This window comes from Streptomyces sp. NBC_00090 (assembly GCF_045160815.1).
Taxonomy (GTDB): domain Bacteria; phylum Actinomycetota; class Actinomycetes; order Streptomycetales; family Streptomycetaceae; genus Streptomyces.
Window position 1 is genome coordinate 3,227,366 of record NZ_CP108224.1, and the last position, 19,397, is coordinate 3,246,762.

Annotated in this window: 16 protein-coding genes and 1 tRNA gene; 4 read left to right on the top strand and 13 right to left on the bottom strand. The window is 73.8% G+C overall.

The genetic code is table 11. The features are described 5' to 3' along the window. Window positions 1–35 precede the first annotated feature (35 nt). Window positions 36–320 carry a hypothetical protein gene (locus tag OG361_RS14140; protein WP_405853634.1) on the bottom strand — a complete coding sequence of 95 codons (285 nt, stop codon included), beginning with the start codon at window positions 318–320 and terminating at the stop codon, window positions 36–38. Beyond that, the gene (locus OG361_RS14145) at window positions 317–1,933 is read right to left on the bottom strand and encodes a dynamin family protein (protein ID WP_405862247.1); all 1,617 of its coding nucleotides are present in this window, start codon (window positions 1,931–1,933) and stop codon (window positions 317–319) included. Before OG361_RS14145 ends, OG361_RS14140 begins: the two co-directional genes overlap by 4 nt. 303 nt (window positions 1,934–2,236) lie before the next feature. Here OG361_RS14145 and OG361_RS14150 point away from each other — a divergent pair. Next, window positions 2,237–2,309 (top strand) — tRNA-Arg (locus tag OG361_RS14150). Window positions 2,310–2,507: 198 nt separating this feature from the next. Here the strand turns inward: OG361_RS14150 and OG361_RS14155 are convergent. The 3 genes from OG361_RS14155 to OG361_RS14165 all read right to left on the bottom strand — a co-directional run bounded on the left by OG361_RS14155 (window position 2,508) and on the right by OG361_RS14165 (window position 5,277). After that, entirely contained in the window at window positions 2,508–2,633 is a 126-nt protein-coding gene (locus tag OG361_RS14155; RefSeq protein WP_405853635.1) for a hypothetical protein, read from the bottom strand. 200 nt (window positions 2,634–2,833) lie between these two features. Continuing rightward, window positions 2,834–4,171 carry an esterase-like activity of phytase family protein gene (locus tag OG361_RS14160; RefSeq protein WP_405853636.1) on the bottom strand — a complete coding sequence of 446 codons (1,338 nt, stop codon included), beginning with the start codon at window positions 4,169–4,171 and terminating at the stop codon, window positions 2,834–2,836. A 239-nt stretch (window positions 4,172–4,410) separates the two neighbouring features. Further along, window positions 4,411–5,277 carry a hypothetical protein gene (locus OG361_RS14165; RefSeq protein ID WP_405853637.1) on the bottom strand — a complete coding sequence of 289 codons (867 nt, stop codon included), beginning with the start codon at window positions 5,275–5,277 and terminating at the stop codon, window positions 4,411–4,413. Window positions 5,278–5,413: 136 nt separating this feature from the next. On the opposite strand from OG361_RS14165, the gene OG361_RS14170 reads away from it, so the two are divergent. Further along, a complete protein-coding gene (locus tag OG361_RS14170) occupies window positions 5,414–6,565 on the top strand; it encodes a winged helix DNA-binding domain-containing protein (RefSeq protein WP_405853638.1) in 1,152 nt (383 codons plus the stop codon). Between the two features lie 29 nt (window positions 6,566–6,594). On the opposite strand, the gene crcB (OG361_RS14175) is transcribed toward OG361_RS14170, so the two are convergent. Both crcB (OG361_RS14175) and crcB (OG361_RS14180) read right to left on the bottom strand, forming a co-directional pair. Further along, entirely contained in the window at window positions 6,595–6,951 is a 357-nt protein-coding gene (crcB, locus tag OG361_RS14175) for a fluoride efflux transporter CrcB (protein WP_405853639.1), read from the bottom strand. Continuing rightward, window positions 6,948–7,370, bottom strand: coding sequence for a fluoride efflux transporter CrcB (gene crcB, locus OG361_RS14180; RefSeq protein WP_405853640.1), 423 nt, complete (start codon window positions 7,368–7,370; stop codon window positions 6,948–6,950). Before crcB (OG361_RS14180) ends, crcB (OG361_RS14175) begins: the two co-directional genes overlap by 4 nt. A 413-nt stretch (window positions 7,371–7,783) precedes the next feature. Between crcB (OG361_RS14180) and OG361_RS14185 the strand changes: the two genes are divergently transcribed. Beyond that, complete coding sequence (locus OG361_RS14185) at window positions 7,784–9,043, top strand: IS701 family transposase (RefSeq protein WP_405853641.1); 1,260 nt, start codon at window positions 7,784–7,786, stop codon at window positions 9,041–9,043. A 16-nt stretch (window positions 9,044–9,059) separates the two neighbouring features. On the opposite strand, the gene OG361_RS14190 is transcribed toward OG361_RS14185, so the two are convergent. The 4 genes from OG361_RS14190 to OG361_RS14205 form a co-directional block, all read right to left on the bottom strand. Continuing rightward, complete coding sequence (locus OG361_RS14190; protein ID WP_405853642.1) at window positions 9,060–11,087, bottom strand: helix-turn-helix domain-containing protein; 2,028 nt, start codon at window positions 11,085–11,087, stop codon at window positions 9,060–9,062. Window positions 11,088–11,378: 291 nt separating this feature from the next. Continuing rightward, complete coding sequence (locus tag OG361_RS14195) at window positions 11,379–12,278, bottom strand: BTAD domain-containing putative transcriptional regulator (RefSeq protein ID WP_405853643.1); 900 nt, start codon at window positions 12,276–12,278, stop codon at window positions 11,379–11,381. 344 nt (window positions 12,279–12,622) lie between these two features. Then, window positions 12,623–13,102, bottom strand: a complete 480-nt coding sequence (locus OG361_RS14200; RefSeq protein ID WP_405853644.1) for a DUF1772 domain-containing protein — start codon at window positions 13,100–13,102, stop codon at window positions 12,623–12,625. A gap of 33 nt (window positions 13,103–13,135) precedes the next feature. Then, the gene (locus OG361_RS14205) at window positions 13,136–14,782 is read right to left on the bottom strand and encodes a von Willebrand factor type A domain-containing protein (protein ID WP_405853645.1); all 1,647 of its coding nucleotides are present in this window, start codon (window positions 14,780–14,782) and stop codon (window positions 13,136–13,138) included. Between the two features lie 215 nt (window positions 14,783–14,997). Here OG361_RS14205 and OG361_RS14210 point away from each other — a divergent pair, with 215 nt between their 5' ends. Further along, window positions 14,998–15,717, top strand: a complete 720-nt coding sequence (locus tag OG361_RS14210) for a DNA-binding response regulator (protein WP_405853646.1) — start codon at window positions 14,998–15,000, stop codon at window positions 15,715–15,717. A 37-nt stretch (window positions 15,718–15,754) separates the two neighbouring features. Here the strand turns inward: OG361_RS14210 and OG361_RS14215 are convergent, their stop codons facing one another. Both OG361_RS14215 and OG361_RS14220 read right to left on the bottom strand, forming a co-directional pair. Beyond that, a complete protein-coding gene (locus OG361_RS14215; RefSeq protein WP_405853647.1) occupies window positions 15,755–16,675 on the bottom strand; it encodes an ABC transporter permease in 921 nt (306 codons plus the stop codon). Beyond that, complete coding sequence (locus tag OG361_RS14220; protein WP_405853648.1) at window positions 16,672–19,371, bottom strand: CocE/NonD family hydrolase; 2,700 nt, start codon at window positions 19,369–19,371, stop codon at window positions 16,672–16,674. The genes OG361_RS14215 and OG361_RS14220 overlap by 4 nt, the downstream gene beginning before the upstream one ends. Window positions 19,372–19,397 lie beyond the last annotated feature (26 nt).

Below are 19,397 nucleotides of genomic sequence, written 5' to 3' on the forward strand. Positions count from 1 at the left end.
CGCCGCGGCGGCCCGCTCACTGGCGCGCCGCGCGATCAGCCCGTCGTCCCAGCGGTCGCGCCCCTGGTCGGGGTCTTGGCCGGGGCCCTGGCCGGGGCGGTGGTCACGGTCGCGGCCCTGGTCGCGACCAGGTTCACGGCCGGGTTCGCGGCCGGGTTCGCGACCAGGTTCACGGCCGGGTTCGCGGTCTCGGCCTCCGTCCACGTCCCGACCGCGGCCTCGCTCCCGGTCCCTGCCCCACCCCCGGTCCCGGCCCCGCTCCCCGTCTCGGCCTCGGTCTCGGTCTCGGTCTCGGTCTCGTTCGTCGTCCACCACGTCACTTCTCCTTCTGCAGTACGGAGAGCGCGGCGATCAGCTCCGCCTGCGGCTCGGGGGTGACGTCGAGACCGTCGAGCGGGGCGAGGCGCCGGTCGCGCTCGGCGTGCAGGACGCGGTCGACGTACGAGAGGACCAGCTCGCCGCCCTTGTCGCGCAGGCGCAGGGCGGCCTGGGCGCCGAGGAGTTCGGCGAGGCGCTCGCCGGCCGCGCGGGTGCGCCGGCCGCCGAGGAGGGAGGCGGCGAGGAGGGCGGCGACGGTTTCGGCCTCGGGGGCGGCGGTGCGGGCCGCGCGGGAGCTGGAGGGGCGCTCGACGCTCCGTACCTCCTCCTCGGCCAGCTCTTCGAGGACGCGGTGCCAGCGGCGCGCCTCGACGCCGATCCGCTCCCCCGCCTCCCGGTCGCCGCCGGTCCGCCGCGGGCCGAGGGCCTCGGCGGCCGGGTCGCGGTGCCAGGCGTCCCGTACGCGCTCCTCGGCGGCTGCCACGGCGCAGTGGAGGAGGGCGGCGAGGGATTCGGTGAGGGCGTCGAGGAGTTCGTCGGCGGTGCTGTCGCGGGGGTAGCCGCGCCAGCGGGTGCGGGCGTCCCCGGCGAGGACGGCGCCGCGGCCCAGCTGCTGCCGTACCCGCTTGCCCTGCTCGCGGTAGGCGGCCTCGACGACGCCGCCGAGCCGGACGGCGGAGGCGTACTGGGCGGCGACCGCGCCGGCCAGCTCGGGCAGCCGGGCGTCGAGGGAGTCGATGACCCCGGAGGCGGTCCGGCCGACGGCCTGCTGCCGGGCGGCGGGGTCCAGCGCGCGGTGGGCGAGCCAGCCGCGCAGCGGGGCGACGGCGCTGTCGGGCAGGAGCCCGCTGCCGCCGTCCGCGGACTCGGGAAGTTCGGGAATGGTGAAGCGGGGCACGTTGCCGAGCCCGGCCTTGTCGAGGAGCGCCTCGTACTGGCGTGAGACCTCGCCGATGACCTGGTGCGGGACGCGGTCGAGGACGGTGACGAGGGTGGCGTCGTACTCCTTTGCGGTACGGAGCAGGTGCCAGGGCACGGCGTCGGCGTACCGCGAGGCGGTGGTGACCATCACCCAGATGTCGGCGGCGCAGATCAACTCGGCGGCGAGAAGACGGTTCTCGACGACGAGGGAGTCGATGTCGGGCGCGTCGAGCAGGGCGAGCCCCCGGGGCAGGGAGGCGGCGGTCTCGACCCGCAGGGCGTTCTCCTCGGGGGGCTCCTCGGCGGGGTGCTCCTCGTCGGCCTGGGGCAGCCAGACGCGGGTGAGCTGCGGGAGGACGCGCATCCCGGCGAACCAGTGGTGGTCCTCGGGGTGGCACACGAGCACGGGCGTCCGGGTGGTGGGCCTGAGCACCCCCGACTCGCTGACGCGCCGCCCCACAAGGGAGTTGACGAGCGTGGACTTCCCGGCCCCGGTGGAGCCGCCGACGACGGCGAGGAGGGGGGCGTCGGGATCCTTCAGGCGGGGCACCAGATAGTCGTCGAGCTGAGCGAGGAGCTCGGCCCGGGTCTGCCGGGCGCGTGCTGCGCCGGGGAGAGGGAGTGGGAGACGCACGGCGGCGACACGGTCGCGCAGGGCGGAGAGTGCGTCGATCAGCTGAGGCCGTTCGTCCAAGGTCACCACATGCGAAGAATGCCCAATTTATGAGTGTTTTTGAAGCGTATAGCCACCCTGCGCGCCGAGAGACAGAAAGGGCGACCGGGAGCGGAGGCATAACGAGTGCACAACACCCGCCCCGAGTGGCGTGAAAAGCGCTGCGCGAATCGCACCTGCCTGCGATTATCGTTCCGCTTCACCGAACCTCCACATCGTGCCACGCAGGTGAAGCAACCGGGCCAAGGCGATCGGAGCCCTATCCTTGTCCCGGCAAGGCACACCCCACCCACCAGGGGCTCCTGGCCACACGGCCACCACCCGGCCCCCGTAGCTCAGTGGATAGAGCAGGTGCCTTCTAAGCACTTGGCCGCAGGTTCGAGTCCTGCCGGGGGCGCACAACGGAAGACCCTCCTTCGGGAGGGTCTTTTCGCTGGTCATGGCTGGTTCTAGGCCGGGGCGGGAGAGTCGGGGAAAGGCCCCCAGACGCCACAACACCTCGCCGAGTGACGGCCGACACGGTTGTCATTCCGTACGTGGCATCGCCCGAGGCTTCCTCCCGGGCAGACCGGCCCACGCTGTCCCGAGTGACTCGTCAGGCCCAGGTCGTCGCGTCGTAGACGGCGTCACAGTCGGGGTCGTCGGCGTCCGGGACGCGCAGGGCCTCCAGGCTTTCGGGCGCATCGGGATTGAGGAGGGCGGTGAGTTTGGTGGAGGCCATCAGCCCACGGGACGGGTGACTCCCGACTCGGCGTCGGTGGTGCCGATAGCGATACCGATCGTGCCCCGGCCGGGTAGCGCCAGACAGAGGCGAACCACTCCGCGGTGGGGAAGTTCGATCCGGACAGAGCCGGACCACGGCCCCGTGGCTGCTGTACGGGCCGGTGGTCGTCGACACCGCGACCGGCGCCCCGAAGGGGGTCAGCGGACCGGGCGGTTCAGGCGCACCCGGACCAGGGTGGTCTCCACGTCGCTGTCGACCAGGCGGCCGGCCGTGTCGAAGGCCGCCGGGCCGTCGGTCATGCCGAAGTCGTTGTCGTTGAGCAGGACGAGGGTCGAGGAGCCCTCCAGCGCGATGCCCTCGATCTTGCCGGGGACGCCCGAGACCGTGTTCAGGTCGAGGACCAGGCGCTTGCGCAGGACCGGGACGTCCGTCGCGGCCGCGTCGTCGAGCTGCTCAAGGGTGGGTCCTGCGGCGGTGTCCCAGGTGGTGCCGAGGATGTCCGAGCCGCGGCGGAGCCGGACCTCGTGGACGCGGGAGCCCTTGTCGGTGCGCTCCTGGACGAGGAGGCGGTCGCCGCCGAGCGCGACGAGGGCGGAGATCTTGAGCTCGGAGGTCTTGGTCTGGCCGGGCTCGACGGCCTCTACCGGGTCGAAGCGGTAGGCGTACTCGGCGGTGACCCGGTCCTTGCGGGTCGAGAAGCGCAGCAGACGCGTGGTGCGGGAGTTCTCCCCCGCGACCTTGTCGGGGTTGAGCAGCGGGCTCTGCAGGGCCATGACCAGATCGCCGTCGGGGAGCAGCGCGAGGCCCTCGAAGCCGCGGTTGATCTTGCGCTGGAGGAAGATCTCCGGGAGCGACTCGATCACCGGGTAGTCGGCGCCGGTGAGGCCGAGCCCCTTCGGGACGTGGCGGGCGAGGACCCGGCCCTTCGCGGAGACGTGCACGAGCGAGGGCCCGTACTCGTCCACCAGCCAGAAGCTGCCGTCCCGGTCCCGCACGATGCCCTCGGTGTCCAGGCCGTTCGGGTTGTACGTGAGCGGGGTGGAGGCGTCGTACGTGTACGGGGCCTCGTCGCGGCCGGGCTGGTTGGGCAGGCCGGTCACAGGGGCGCCGGACGCCGTGGTCAGCGGGATGGAGCGCAGGACCTGGACGCGGCCGCCGACCGCGCGGATCTTCACGATGGCCGGGTCGAAGCCGGGCACGGGGAACGTGCGGCGCTTGTCCTTGCCGACGGCTATCTGGCCGTTGGGGCCGCGGTCGGTGACGGTCCAGTACTCGCCGGGCCGCTCGGCCGGGTACAGGTCGCTGCCGATGCCGCCCAGGTCGACGCCCCGGTCGTCGTCGACGCTGCCGGGGAGCAGGCCGTTGCTGAACGCGGCCAGCGGGATGTCGGGCAGGGTCGAGGTGGAGACGACCCGCGCGGTGGCGCCGTGGTGCGCCGGCGTCGCGTCGGCCGTCCCCACCACCACCGAGAGGGCGAGCGCGGCGCAGAGGGGAAGCACCACGGCGGCGGGCCGGCGCAGGAGACGCGGATTCATCTGAACTCCCTTGGACACATGCATGGAAGGTCGCCGGTGAGGGCGGGCTGAGCGCGGGCTCATGCTCCGGTTCCGCGCGCAACGCCGGGCCACGTGCGCGCGACGGCCGGGCAAGTCCTGGGTGAACGCGCGTCTCCGACGGCGGTTCGGGGCGGATACCCGTGGCGGATACGGCGGATACCCGTGGCGGATACCCGTGGCGAATCGCCGCGGCCCCGGCCAGGATCCGCCGGACAGGCCTAGTAGCGGTCGAGGATCAGCTGCGTCTTGAGGATGTCCCCGTGGTGGAGCCAGCCGTTGGCCTCGGCCACGGCGATGGCGTCCTCGTGCAGGTCGGCCGCGTCGGCGTACGAGTCGGTCTTGAACGACAGCTCGACGACGTACTCCGTGCCCGTCCCGTCCGCTCCGACGACCGGCAGCACCTCGATGCTCGCGTCGTCGGAGGGGCCCCACGCGCCGCCGTACACCTTCGCCGTCACCGGGCCGTGCGCGCGGGAGAGCTGGAGCGTGTTCCTGCCCCAGTCGGCGGTGCCCCAGTCCTCCAGCTTGCCGGGGATGTCGTTGACCAGCCAGCTTCGGCCGGTCGTGCTCGTCGGCATCGACGTGCCCGAGTAGCCGCTCGCGCTGTGGCTCTTCTCGTTGCTGAAGCTGAGCGTCTGCTTGGCGTAGCCCCAGTCGATCTCGGCCTCGTAGTTGGTGTCACCGCTGTCGAAGCCGGCCGCGTTGGCCGCCGTGAGGGCGGCGTCGATGTCCCCGTTCGTGACGGGGAAACGCTTCTTGTACGTCTCCTCGAACGAGGACCCGCTCTTGTGGCGGAGACGGACGCTCCACCCGGCGGCGTCGAGGTCCAGGCCGTCGGTGTCGTAGTAGCTGTACGAACGGGCCTTGGCGGAGCCGGTGATCCCGAACGCCGACTTGACCGCCGCGCTCGGGGCGTGGGCCGAGTCCAGCGCCGACGCGGTGAGGTTGATCTTCACCTCGTACGTCGGAACGGCGTTGGCCGCGGCGTACGCCGGCGTGGTCGGGGCGAGGAGCGCGACGGCGGCGGCGAGGGCGACGGCCGTACCGGCGGCGGCCGGGCGCGCGGCCCGGGAGGTGAAGGTCATGCAGCCGATGGTCACGAGGGCGGGTGAGGGCCGCGTGGCCGTCGGACGTGGGGCCGGTGAACCGGCGGCGTCGAGAGAGATCACCGACGGGACACCGGCAGGAGTGTTCCGCGCCTCCGGGAGGGAGAATCGGGTCATGGTGATCACCGCGCGCGCCCTCAACCGTTCCACCCTCGCACGCCAGTTGCTGCTGGAGCGGGCGCCGGTCGGCGTCGAGGAGGCCCTGCGGCGCGTGGTCGCCCTCCAGGCGCAGCAGCCCGGTTCGCCGTACGTGGCCCTGTGGAACAGGGTCGAGGGCTTTGAACCGGGCGGGCTCGACGAGGCCGTGGAGCGGTTCCGGGCGGTGCGGACGACCCTGATGCGGCTCACGCTGCACCTGGTGCACGTCGAGGACTACCGGGCGTTCCGGGAGGGCATGGAGCCGACGCTGCGCGGTTCGCGCCTCGGCGACCACCGGTTCAGGGCGGCCGGGTTCACGCCGGCCGACGCCGACGCGCTGCTGCCCGGACTCCTCGCGTACGCCGAACGGGCCCGGACCGGAGCCGAGATGCTGGCCCGGCTCGAAGAGGGCCGCGGCGGCCCGGTGGAGTCCGTGGCCTGGCGGATGATCCGCCAGTACGCGCCGCTGTGGCACGCCCCGACGGGGCCGCCGTGGTCGTACGGCACCGCGCAGGCCTTCGTCGCGGCGGACGTGCGGCCGGAGCTCACCGATCCGGACGCGGTCGCCGCGGGCCTGGCCGTCCTGGTCCGGCGCTACCTGGAGGGGTTCGGCCCGGCGTCCGTGGCGGACATGGCGCAGTTCTCCATGACGCAACGGGGCCGGATACGGGCGGCGTTGGGGACGCTCGAAGGGCGGCTCGACCGGTTCGAGGGGCCCGACGGGGTGGTCCTGTACGACGTGCCCGGGGCGGTGCGGCCCGACGAGGACGTCCCGGCCCCGCCCCGGCTGATGGCGATGTGGGACAGCGTCCTGCTGGCCTACGCCGACCGCGGCCGCGTCATCCCGCCCGAGTACCGCAAGGCGGTGATCCGTGTGAACGGCGACGTCCTGCCGACGCTGCTCGTGGACGGGTACGTCGCCGGGGTCTGGCGGCCGGTCGCCGGCGGGATCGAGGCCTCGGCCTTCCGTCCGCTCCCGGCGCGGGTCTGGGAGGAACTGGCCGCGGAGGCCGGGGCACTCGGGACGTTCCTGGCGGGCCGGGATCCGCTGGTCTACCGTCGCTACGACCACTGGTGGGTCAAGGGCCTGCCGGTGGTCGAGACGAAGGTGTTCCCGGCCGCCCGCTGACCGGGCCCGCCGACCGGTCCGCTGACGCGTCACCAGAGTCTGGTCGCCGTCTCGACTCCCAGCCATACGGCTCCGAGTCCGGCGGCCAGGCTCCCGGCCACGTTCAGCGCCGCATACCCCTTCGCCCCGCCCTCGTACAGCTTCAGCGTCTCGTACGAGAAGGTGGAGTACGTGGTGAGGGCGCCGCACAGACCGGTGCCGAGCAGCAGGTGCAGCCGCTCCGAGGAGACGCCGGTGAGCAGCCCGAGCACGAACGAGCCGACGACGTTCACGGCGAACGTGCCCCAGGGAAGGCCGAGGCCGAAGCGGGCCTTCGCCAGCCGGTCGGTGAGATAGCGCAAAGGCGCGCCGATGGCGGCGCCCGCCACGACCAAGAGCCAGTTCACGCGGGCGTCACCCGGACCGGTGCGATCGCCCGGGTGGCGGCGACCCCCGCCCAGACGGCGGCGAGGGCGGTGAGCACGGTCGCCCCCAGGTAGAGGAGGCCTCGGGTGACATCGCCCGCGGCAAGCAGCCGCTGGGTGTCGAGCGCGTACGTCGAGAAGGTGGTGAACCCTCCGCAGAACCCGGCGCCCAGGAAGGGGCGGAGCAGCGGATGGGGAGCCACCCGGATGCGGGTCTCGGTGAGCAGCACCATGAGGACGCCCAGCACCGCGCAGCCCACCGCGTTCACCGTGAAGGTCGTCCAGGGGAAGGCGTGGGGTGGGGTCGGCCACACCAGCGAGGCGCCGTAGCGGGCGACCGCGCCGAGGGCGCCGCCGGCGGCGACGGCCCCGACGGCCTGAAGCTCTCCGCGCAGTCCCATTCCCCGAAGGTTACGGGGCCGGGGGCCGGGTCCGCGGCCGGGTACAGGGCGCGGCGCCGGAGCGCGGAGGAAGTCGAGGCGAGGCGCACAGGCACGGTCCCCGGCCTGGGGCATTAACCGGGAACCGGCCCGTGCAGCCTCGCTCTGCGATGGTCCGGCCACTCCGCGCAACCGGTCAAAGCGGGGCCCGCGAGTCTGTCAGATCCCTCTGCGGGGTATTCCGGACGGTCGTGCCGGAGGTCTGGCGCGGTCCGGTGGAGACGGCTGTGACCTGCGGTTACGGAGGGGGAGGTGGTCCGACCACCATTCGGCGGCCGATTCGGGTGCCGGGTACACCTCGTCCCGGAGGGCGGGGAGGAGCGACGGTGGTGGAGCAGCGGGAGGGAGCTGCGCAACCTTCGGGCAGGAGTGTCGTGAGTACATCCGTCGCAACCAAGCGCAGGGCCACCACCGGGGCCGTCTCCTTGACGGTTCCCCTGAGCGTCGCCAGGCCCGTCGGTGCGGCCGGTTCGGGCGAGGAGGCCTACGCCGAGCTGTGCTCCGCGCTCTTCTCCGGCTTCCCGCGCCGCGACCAGCGCCTGAAGGCCGAGCAGTACCTGCACGGCCTGCTCACCGCGCAGGGCCGCAAGTCGATCCGTAACATCGCCGCCCAGATAGGCGGGCCGGCGGCCGAGCAGAGTCTGCACCACTTCGTCTCCAGCTCGACCTGGGACTGGCAGCCCATGCGGGCGGCGCTCGCCCGGTTCCTGGAGCGGAACAGCTGCCCGCAGGCCTGGGTGGTCCGGCCCATGCCGATCCCCAAGGCCGGGGAGCACTCGGTGGGCGTGGACCGGCGTTTCGATCCGGAGCGCGGCCAGGTCTTCCACGGCCAGCAGGCCTTCGGGGTGTGGTTCGCGAGCGACGAGCTGAGCGTCCCCGTCAACTGGCGGCTGTTCCTGCCGGACCCCTGGGTCAACGACCGCACGCGGCGCGACCGCGCTGAGGTTCCCCAGGAGGCCGGCGAGGAGACGCTGGAGGAGTGCGCGGTCGCCGCGGCGCTCGACACGGCCCGCTGGCCCGACGTCACCCGCAAGCCGGTGCTCCTCGACATCCGGGGCGGCGCGGGGCGGGCGGCGCTCACCCGGCTCGCCGGGGCCGGGGTGCCGGTCGTGGCCCGGATCGGACCGGGTTCCCGGCTGGCGATCGCGGACCGTTCGCTGCCGGGCTTCGGCGCGGGGCCGCTCTCGGCGCAGCAGATCCTGGAGTCGCTCAAGGGCCTGCGCAGGCCGGTGAGCTGGGTGGACACGGTGGCCGGTGCGCGGACCTCGCGGACCTCGCTCGCCACGGCGGTACGGGTCGCGCTGCCCACGCCGGGCGGCGAGCGGATGCGGCCCCTGGTGCTGCTCGGCGAGTGGGACGACCCGCGCCGGGCCCCGGCCCGGGTGTGGATCAGCGATCTGACCAACCTCCCGGTCGGCTCCCTGCTGCGGCTCACCAAGCTCGCGCGGCGGGTGGAGCGGGACTTCGTGGAGGTCGGCGAGGGGGCGGGGCTGCGGGACTTCGTGGGCCGCTCGTACCGCGGCTGGCACCGTCACATCACGCTGGCATCGGCGGCCCACGCGGCGACGGTCCTGGCGACGGAGTGGGACGCCTCCTACGAACCCGGCTACGGGTCGAGGCGCTCGGCGAGCTGACCCGGCAAGACACCCCCTAGGAAGCGGGCGGGCGGGTCGGGTCGGTGGCGGCGCGCCCGCGGGCCAGGACCTCGCGGGTGCGCTGGAGGCGCAGCGCGAGCTGGACCTCCAGGACCTGGCCCGGCTTCTGCCATTCGGGGCCGAGGAGTTCGCCGATCCGCTCCAGGCGGCGGGAGACCGTGTTGGGGTGGACGTGCAGCGCCTCGGCCGCGTTCGTGGGGCTGGAGCCGGAGGCGAAGTAGGCCTCCAGGGTGCGCGTGAGGTCGGTGAACCGCTCGGCGTCGTAGTCGAGTACGGGCCCGATCGCCCCCTCGACGAAGCCGTCCACGTCGTGGTCGTCGGAGAGCAGCAGTCCGAGGAAGCCCAGGTCGTTCACCGAGGCCGCCGAACCGGTGCCGCCGAGGGCGCTCATCGCGTCGAGGCAGCGCCCGGCCTCCAGGTGCATCCGCCCGACGCCGTCCGGGCTCTGGGCGGGGCCCGCGGCGGCGACGGAGACGGGATGGCCGAGGAGCGGGGAGAGTTCGGCGGCGACGGCCTTGGCGGCGGCGGAGGCGTCGATGCCCGGGAGCAGCAGCACGAGACAGCCGCCCTGCACGGTCTTGAGGCCGGAGAGCCGGTACGCGTACGAGGACGCCCAGACGACCGCCCGGCCCTGCTCGCCGCCCTCCGGCCTGGCCAGCACGAGGACGTGCGGTCTGCGCAGGTCGACGCCGAGGCGGCGGGCACGCTGCGCGATCTGCTGCGGCGCGTGCGGCGGGTCCGCGATGAGGTCGTCGAGGAGTTCGTCGCGTACGGGTCCTTCGGCGACGGCCGTGGAGCGCCGCATCAGGATGAGGAAGGCGACGGCCTGGGCGGCGAGTTCGAGGAGCCGCTCGTCCTCGCCGGTGAGCCCGCTCGCGGCGCGGATCACCAGGCCGCCGAGGTTCTCGGAGCCGGCGATGACGGGTGCGACCCAGGTGTCGTCGGCGGCGAGGACCGGGCGGCGGCGGGCGTGCGCGTCGAGCGAGGCCTTCGCGACGGCCTCCTCGTCCAGGCCGGGGATGTCTCCGCCGGCGAGGCAGCGGCCGCCCTGGTCGTGGATGAGGACGGTGGCGTCGAGGGCGTCCCCGGCGGCCTTGGCCACGTTGCCGAGGTCGCCGCCCGCGAGGACGAGGTTCATGATGCGGCTGTGGGCCTCGCTGACGTGCCGCATCCGGGTGAGGCTGGTCCGCACGCGGGAGCTGTCCCGCTCCAGTTCGGAGACCTCGGCGCGGGTCCGGTCGAGGAGTCCGGCCTTCTCGACGGCGAGGGCCGCGAGGTCGGCGAGCGCGGCGAGGAGGCCGATCTCCTCGGAGGTGTGGTCGCGGACGCACCGGTCCGCCCCGTAGAGGGCCCCGACCACGGTGTCTCCGCTGCGCAGCGGAGCGGCCATCATGGCGTGGAGCCCCTCGGCCCGGAGGGCCGCCTCGGCCGCTTCGTCGAAGGCGGGTGCGTGGACGCCCGCGTCGAGGGAGCCGGAGGGGGCGAAGCGCTCGTCGGCGAGGTAGTCCGGGGTCCAGACGGGCTCCCCGTGGAGCTGCACGGCGCCGCCGAGTCCGTACCCCTCGGCGATCCTGAGACCGGTGGCGAGGCGCGGTCCCGTCGTGCGGCCGGGGCCGGTGTCGAGTCCGGCGCGGGCGCCCTCGGTGGTGTGGACGTGGCAGCTGCCGTGCTGGTCCCGCAGCGTCACGAACGCCATGTCGAGGCCGAGGAGTCGGCGGGCGCGGCGGGTGATGACGCGGAGCAGGCTGTCGAGGTCGTAGGAGAAGGTCAGGTCGCGCGCGGTGTCGGTGAGGGTGGCGAGTCCGGCCTCGCGGCGCGCGTCGTGCTCGTGCCCGGCGCGGACCTCGCCGGCCAGCTTCACGGCCCGCTCCAGACGGTCGAGTCCGTCGTCGGGGAGACCGGTCCTGCGGGCCTCGTCGAGGAGCTCCTCGAACTGGGCGGGCGGGGCCTGTCGGGCGAGCAGTTCGAGGACCGAGAGCAGCGCGTCGGCACCACCGGCTCCGTCCGCGCCGTGCATGGTCATGGCCCCCACCCCCGTAGTAGAGCGAAATCGGGCACCTGGGAGGAAACCCGTCCTGCTCGCCGAAACTAATTCGGCTTCGGGAGTCGGTCAACGGTGACCTGCCGCACTTCATTCCCGCGACTCCCGACGGGCACTCGGACGGACCCTCAGGCGGGGTCTTGGACCTGCCTCGCACGGGTCCTCTGACGGTGCCTCGGACAGGGTCTCAGACGGGTCCTCTGACGGTGCCTCGGACAGGGTCTCAGACGGGTCCTCAGGTGGAGCCTCCGGACAGGGGTCTCGGACGGGGCCTCAGACGAGGGAGCCCACCGGGACGAGCCTGGACCGCACCGGCGCGTACTGGGCGGGGATCCGCGGGCCCGCGGGGATCCGCGGGCCGAAGACGGACCGGGCCGCGGTGTTCCGTACCGCCAGGACCGAGCGCTGGAGCCGGCGCAGGCGCGCCGAGGGCTCCATGCCGCTCTCCCCCACGAGGGCCGCGCGCAGCCGCTCGTAGACGGTGAGGGCCTCTTCGTGGTGGTCGCAGCGCAGCAGGGCGACCATGTAGTGGGCGTGCAGCGGCTCGTTGGTGGGGTAGCGGGCGACGAGTCCGGAGAGTTCGGAGAGCAGTTCGGCGTGCCGGCCGAGGCCGAGCTGTGCCTCCACCCACTGGTCGAGCACGCTCAGGCGGGAGGTCTCGAGGCGTTCGATCTCGCGGCGGAGCCGGGGACCGGCGGCGACGCCCGCGTACGGTTCGCCGCGCCAGAGGGCGAGCGCCTCGCCGAGGCGGATCGCGGCGCGCGAGAGGTCCCCCGCTTCCATGGCCCGGTACCCGGCGCCTGCCGCGCGCTCGAACTGCCAGACGTCGTTGGCGCCACCACCGGTGTCGAGGCGGTAGCCGCCGGGCTGGGAGACGAGGATCGCGTCGGCGGTGCGCCGGTCCGGCCAGCCCGGGGCGGGCTCCGCCGGGTCGACGCCGCGCAGCGCTCCCGCGATGAGGGTGCGCAACTCCGCTATGTGCGACTGGAGTTCGACGCGGGCGCCGCGCGGGGCGCCGGACGGCCAGAGCTCCTCGGCCAGGACGGTCACGGGGACGAGCTGGTCGGCGCTGGCGGTGAGCAGGGCGAGCAGCTGTCGTGGTGCGGCTGCCGTCGGGGTGATCGACACACCGTTCTCCCGTACCGACAGTCCCCCCAGGATCCGGACGTCCACCTTGCCCCCTCAGTGCCTGTGCGGTGTCTGCGCGCGGGTTGACCCTCGTTGATTAGAAAAGACCCCCGTAGGCATGTCAATAAGAAACCGGAGGGTACGGAATCCCAACCCGGGATATCGGGGTGATTCACCCCCTTTGTCCTGATATTTATCCGTCAGGATTTCGTCACTGGCGCAGACCTGTGCACGCCGAAAGTATGTTTCCGGACTCGCAGGTACGCTTTCCTGGGGTCCTTGTGGATGCCGGAGAGGCACCCACCCGCGATTTCTCGCCAGAAACCGGCGGGTGGGTACGGTTCCGCATGAGGGTCGCCGGAGGCCGGCTCGAACACGGCGGAGGCCGGCTAGAGCACGGCGGCGGCGGTGAGCAGGCCGAACGAGACGACGATCAGGGCCGTACGGACGCGGTGGAAACCGTTCCACCGCTTTTCGAAGGCGGCCCGGACGGCCGCCGGGTCCTCGCCCGCCGCGCCTCCCGGGCGCTCCGAGGCGGCGAGCGCCACGTTCAGCGGGACGTTTCCGGCGACCGTGACCAGGTGGTTGAGGGCCGCGCACACGAGCCCCGCGAGCACCAGCCACTTCTGCGTGTCCGTACGCCCGTCGACGGGGACGAGGAACGCGGCGGCGGGGAGGGCGACAACGCCGAAGAAGACGAGCATGAACACGGCCCTCGGCACGCATTCGTTGATGCGGCGCATCGCGGTGACGAACTCGGCGTCCGTCAGACGGGCGAGCGCGGGCATGATCCCGGTCAGGAAGATGAGCAGGAAACCGGCGTAGAGGCCGGTGCATCCGACGGCGAGGGCGAGCAGCAGGGTGGCCATGCGGCCATTCTGGCCCGCCACCCGCCCCACGCGTCAGCTGTACGGATCACCCGACCTCAACTCTCCCTCGTGCGAGGCTCCATCGCCCGGTTCCGCGCCCGGCCCGAGCAGCCGCTCGGCCTGCCGGACGGCCTCCGCGAGCTCCCGGACCACCGCGGAGCCGGACCGTCCCGCGATCGCCTCGGCGCGCTGCGCGAGCGCCGCGAGCCCCGGGCCGCCCGGCAGGTCGCCGCCGCGCAGGGCGTCCGCGAAGTAGGCGGTGATCGCGGTCAGTTGCAGGCTGTCGTGACCGCCGTCCCAGAGGCCGGCGGAGAGCGCCTCGACCGCGACCGTGCCGGAGCGCTCGTGCGGCGCCCTGGTGGCCGGGTCGAGCCAGCGGACCGTGGCGGTGGCGACCCGGCCCGTCGCCCCGGGCCGGGTCTTCACCGCGTACAGCGCGGTGACGGTGTGGCCCGCGCCGACCTCGCCGCCGTCCACCCGGTCGTTCCGGAAGTCCTCGTCCGCGACCTCCCGGTTCTCGTACCCGATCAGCCGGAAGCTCTCGACGGTCCGCCGGTCGAAGGCGACCTGCGCCTTGGCGTCCCGGGCGCGCAGTTCGACGTGGGCGGGCAGCTGGTCGACGAAGACCTTCCGGGCCTGCGCGGAGGTGGAGACGTACGTCGTGTGGCCGTCGCCCTTGTCGGCGAGCCGCTCCATGAAGTCGTCGCCGTACTCGCTGCCGACCCCGACGCCGAAGAGGGTGATGCCGTACGCCCTGCGCTCCTCGTCGATCCGGGCCAGGATCGTCTCCGCCTCGGTCTCGCCGGTGTTGGCGAGGGCGTCGGAGAGCAGCACGACCCGGTTGGTGGCGCCCTCGCGGCGGCCGTCGACGGCGACGTCGTAACCGGTGCGCACCCCCGCCTCCACGTTGGTGGACGAGGTCGTCGCCAGCGAGTCCACGACCTCGCGGATCCGGCCGCGGGCCTCCCCGACGCGGGTCATCGGCAGCCGGGTCTCGGCCTCGTCGCTGAAGGTGACGAGGGCGATCGAGTCGTCGTCGCGGAGCTCGCCGGCGAGCAGCCCGAGGGACTCCTTGACGAGGTCGAGCCGCCCGGGCTCGGCCATCGAGCCGGAGACGTCGACGACGAAGGTGAGGGCGGCGGGCGGGCGTTCGCCGCTCCGGTCCGCGCCGCGGGTGGCGAGCCCGACCCGGACCAGTGACCAGCCGTCCCGGCCGGTGCGGGCCCCGTCGAGGCTCACGCCGAAGCCGTTGTCCGCCGGACGCCGGTAGTCGGGGCGGAAGCTGTTGACGAACTCCTCGGGGCGCACGGTCGCCGGCTCGGGCAGCCGGCCCTCGGAGAGGGCGCGGCGGGCGTAGCCGTACGAGGCGGTGTCCACGTCGAGGGCGAAGGTGGAGAGGTAGTCGGGCGCGGGGGGCCGGGTGCGCTGCTCGCCCTCCCCGGGGGCGGCCGCGTCGGCCCCGGGGGACGCCGTACCGGGGGCGACGTACCCCGGTTGCGCGGCCCCGCCGCCGGAGGTGCCCGGTGCGGTACGGCCGCCCTCGGCGCGTGACACGTCACGGGTCGTCCCGCCCGACGCGCCGCAGCCGCCGACGGCCAGTCCGGCGACGAGCAGCCCCGCGATCGTGGCGCTGAACCTGGCCCTGCGGCGCCCGTCGGCCGCCGCGTTCTGTCGACTCATGCGATCTCCCCCTCTTCGTACGGCACTTGTGAATGTGACGAACGAAGCGGCCGGGCGGAGCCGTCGAAGGAGTTGCGGATCGATCTCGATGCGGCAACGGCGACAGGGGCGGACAAGGGTGGCATGGATTCGCCATCCTTCTCAACAGGGGTTGTCACCGTGTGCAGTCGCGTGCGTACATGGAGTGGACATCGATCGGGCGGGGGTGGTCAGCGGTGGCAGAGAGCGCGGGCTCCGTGATGCTCGCCCGTTCGGCGATGAACCGGGCCGCGACCGAGGGACAGCGGCCCGCGGGGCGCCCGGTCCGGGGTGCGCGGCGCATCAGTGCCGCGCTCGCCGGGCTGGCCGCTTCCACCCGGCACGAGCTGCTGACCTTCGACGACCCGGTCGCCTCCGCGGGCTGTGCGATCCCCGGGCCGTTCCTGGAGCTGGCGGGAGCGTGCATGCGGGCCGCGGCGGAGCGGGCCGACGAGGTCCGGCGGATCGTGCCGAGACACGCCCTGCCCCGGCTGGCGGACGGGCTCCCGTTCCCCGGCCGGGCCCGGCTGGCGGAGGCGATCCCGTTCAAGCTGATCGTCGTCGACCGGACGGTGGCGGCGGTCCCGCTCGATCTGGAGCTGCTCTACAACGGGCTGCTGCTGATCCGCGACCCGGTGGTCGTGCAGGCCCTCGTCCGGGCGCACCACGCCAGCTGGGCGGCGGCCGAGGAGCTGACGTACGCGCCGCCGACCCCGCTTCCGTCGCGCGGACTGCCGCCGCAGCTGCGGCCGGTCCTCGACGCCCTCCTCTCGGGTCTCACGGACGAGACGGCCGCGGCCCGGCTCGGCATGTCGGCGCGGACGTACAGCCGCCGGGTGGGCGAGCTGATGGCGGCCCTCGGCACGACGAGCCGCTTCCGCGCGGGTGCGGAAGCGGCTCGAAGGGGGTGGGTGTGAGCGCTCGGTGGCGCGGGTCAGGTCAGGACAGGACAGGTCAGGACACGATGTCCTTGCGGGCGAAGCCGCGGAAGGCGAGCGCGAAGAGGACCACGGCGTACGTCACCGAGATCGCCGCGCCCTTCACCATGCCGCCCCACTCCAGCTGCGGCTGGAGCGCGTCGATCCAGGCGAACTGCCAGTGCGCGGGCAGGAAGTCGCGCCAGTCGCCGAGCGCCGTGACCGCGTCCAGGACGTTGCCGACGATGGTCAGACCGACGGCGCCGCCCACCGCGCCGAGCGGGGCGTCGGTGCGGGTGGAGAGCCAGAAGGCGAGCCCGGCGGTGACCAGTTGGGAGACGAAGACGAAGGCGACGGCCACGGCGATGCGCAGCACCGCGTCCGTGGCGGGCACGGAGCCGCCGGTCGGCAGCTGGAGCGGCCCCCAGCCGTAGGCGACCGTGCCCACGGTCAGCGCCACGAGCGGGAGGAGGACCATCGCGGCCGCGCTGTAGCCGAGGGCCACCGCCAGCTTGGAGGCGAGCAGCCGGGAGCGGGGCACGGGCGCGGCCAGGAGGTAGCGCAGCGAGGACCAGCTCGCCTCGGAGGCGACCGTGTCGCCGCAGAAGAGGGCGACGGGAATGACGAGGAGGAAGCCGGCCGAGACGAAGAGGCAGGTCGCGGCGAAGTTGGCGCCGGAGGCCGTCGCCGTGTCCATGAGCGTGATGCGGCCGTTGCGGTCGCCGTCCCCCGCGCCGCCGATCGCGAAGGCCGCGATCAGGACGAAGGGGAGGGCGACGAGGATCCCGCCCATGATCAGGGTGCGGCGCCGCTTCCACTGGCGCAGGGCCTCCACGCGCAGCGGCAGGGTGCGTCCGGGCCGGTAGCCGGGGGCGGACTCCGCCGTGCCCGTGAGGGTGTAGGGCGTCCGGGTGCCGGGCGTGCTGGTGCCGGGCGTCCGGGTGTCGGGCGTGCTCATGCGGGTCCTCCTCCGATCAGGGTCAGGAACGCGTCCTCGAGGCGCCGGTGCGGTCCGACCCCGGTCAGCGGCGCGTCCAGGCGGACGAGTTCGCCGATCAGGGTGGTCGCGTCCGTGCCGTCGAGGCGGACGAGGAGCCCGCCGTCGGCGCGGGCGGCCGAACCGACGCCCGCGAGGGCGCCGATCTTCTCGACGAGCGGGTCGTCGATCTCGCCGGCCAGCGTCACGAGCAGGGTGTCGCCGGAGCCGGTGATCTCGGCGACCGGTCCGGCCTGCACGAGCTGTCCCCGGTCCATGACGACGAGATGGGTGCAGGACTGTTCGACCTCGGCGAGGAGGTGGCTGGAGACGATGACGGTCCGGCCCTCGGCCGCGTACCGGATCATCACCTCGCGCATCTCGCGGATCTGCGGCGGGTCGAGGCCGTTGGTCGGCTCGTCGAGGATCAGCAGGTCCGGCAGGCCGAGCATGGCCTGGGCGATGGCGAGGCGCTGCCGCATGCCCTGCGAGTAGGTCCGTACGGCCCGTTCGAGGGCGCCGCCCAGGTTCGCGATCCGCAGGGCCTCGTCGACGTGGGCGTCCTCGGCGGGGCGGCCGGTGGCCTTCCAGTACAGCTCCAGGTTCTCCCGGCCGGAGAGGTGCGGCAGGAAGCCGGCGCCCTCGACGAAGGCGCCGACCCGGGAGAGCACCGGGGCGCCGGGGCGGATGGCCTGGCCGAAGACCCGGATCTCCCCCTCGTCGGGCCGGATCAGGCCCATCAGCATGCGCAGGGTGGTGGTCTTGCCCGCGCCGTTCGGCCCGAGGAGACCGAGGACCTGGCCCCGCTCGACGCGGAAGGAGAGGTCCCGGACGCTGTACCGGTCGCCGCCCGCGTACTTCTTGGAGAGCCCGGTGATCTGGAGGGGTACGGAGGCGAGTTCCGGGTCGGGCGCGGGGGCGGTGGTACGGCGGCGGGCGGTCAGCAGGAGGCCCGCGGCGACGGCCAGGCCGATCAGCGGCAGGCCCCACACCCACCAGGGCTGGGCGGCGGCCTGGGTGTCGAGGCCGGGCGCGGTCGGGACGGTGAGCGGGCCCTCGACGGCGACGGTGTAGCCGGCGGGGACGGTCGGGGAGGCGTAGCCGAGGTCGGTGGCGGCGAGGACGAGCCGCAGCCGGTGCCCGGCCTCCACCTCGTGGTCGATCGGGGGCAGGGTCAGGGCGACGCTGCGGCCGGCCCTGGCGTCCTCGACGCGGACGGGGGTGACGAGCTGGGAGGGCAGCACCTGCTGCCGTCCGTCGGGCCCGACGTCGTACACCTTGGCGAAGAGGACGGCGGAGCCGTCGGCGGCGGTGGAGGTGACCTTGACGCGGACGGTCGGGGTGCCGGTGATCCGCACCGCCTCGGTCTGCGGCTTCGCGTCGAAGCGGGCGTGCTGGCCGGGGAAGTCGAGGGAGAGGCCGACGCCGAGGGAGGACAGGCCGGAGAGGCCGCCGCCGAGACCGGGGACGGCGGAGATGGCGGGCGGCGCGGCGCCGGCCGGGTTGGCGAAGGTCTGCGGCGGCCCGGCGAGGGGGACGGTGCCGGTGCCGGCGGTGAGGCCCGGGTAGCGGTCGGCGGTCGCGGCGCGCAGGGTGGCCTGCCCGTCGGTGGAGTCGACGCCTCCGGTGCGGCTGACGCGGAAGGCGGGGCCGGTGTCGACGGAGGTGTCGCGCTTCAGCCAGCGGTCGAACCAGGTGCTGATCCGCCGCTCGACGCGCTCGGACTCGCGGTCGCCGCCGTCGTGGCCGCCGGCGATCCAGTCGACGGCGACGGGGGCGCCGTTGGCGCCGAGGGTGCGGGCCATGGCGTCGGACTGGGCGAGGGTGAAGAGGGAGTCGGACTGGCCCTGGACGATGAGCGCGGGCACCTTGATGCGGGCGCCGACGGCGGAGGGGCTGCGGGCTTCGAGAAGGGTGCGGGCGGCGGCGTCGGGCTTTCCGCTGACGGCGACGCGCTGGTAGAGCGAGCAGAGCTCGGCGGTGAAACGGCCGCAGCCGTTCGCGGCCGGGGCCGAGCCCTTCGCGGCGGCGGGGTTCGCGGGGGCGGCGGGGTTCGCGCCGGGGCGGCCCGTACCGCTCTGGTCGCCGGCCGAGAAGAAGATCCCGGCCCAGAGCTTCTTGAAGACGCCGTTCGGGAAGAGGGCGTCGGCGAGGTTCCAGTAGGTGATCTGCGGGGCGACGGCGTCGACGCGTGCGTCGTGTCCGGCGGCGAGCAGGGAGACCGCGCCGCCGTAGGAGGCGCCGGTGACGCCGACGCGCGGGTCGCCGGGCTTGTCGAGGAGGACCTCGGGGCGGTCCGCGAGCCAGTCGATCAGCTTCCGGACGTCCGCGACCTCGTGGTCGGGGTCGTTGAGGCCGATCTGTCCGGTGGAGGCGCCGAAGCCCCGGGCGGACCAGGTCAGGACGGCGTAGCCGTCGCGGGCGAGCTGTTCGGCCTGGGCACGGACGTCGTCCTTGGAGCCGCCGAAGCCGTGGCCGAGGAGGACGGCCGGGCGGCGTTCGCCACCGCCGCTCGTGAAGTACGAGGTGTCGAGCCGTACACCGTCGGTGTCGAGCGCCCGGTCCGCGCGGTGCACGGGCGGCGGTTCGTCCGAGGCGACGGCGGTCCAGGTGCCGGCACCCGCGAGGACGGCGAGGACGGCGGTGACCGCGGCCCACCGGGGAAGTCGGAGTCGCATGGGTCGAGCCTATGCGGGCCCACTCG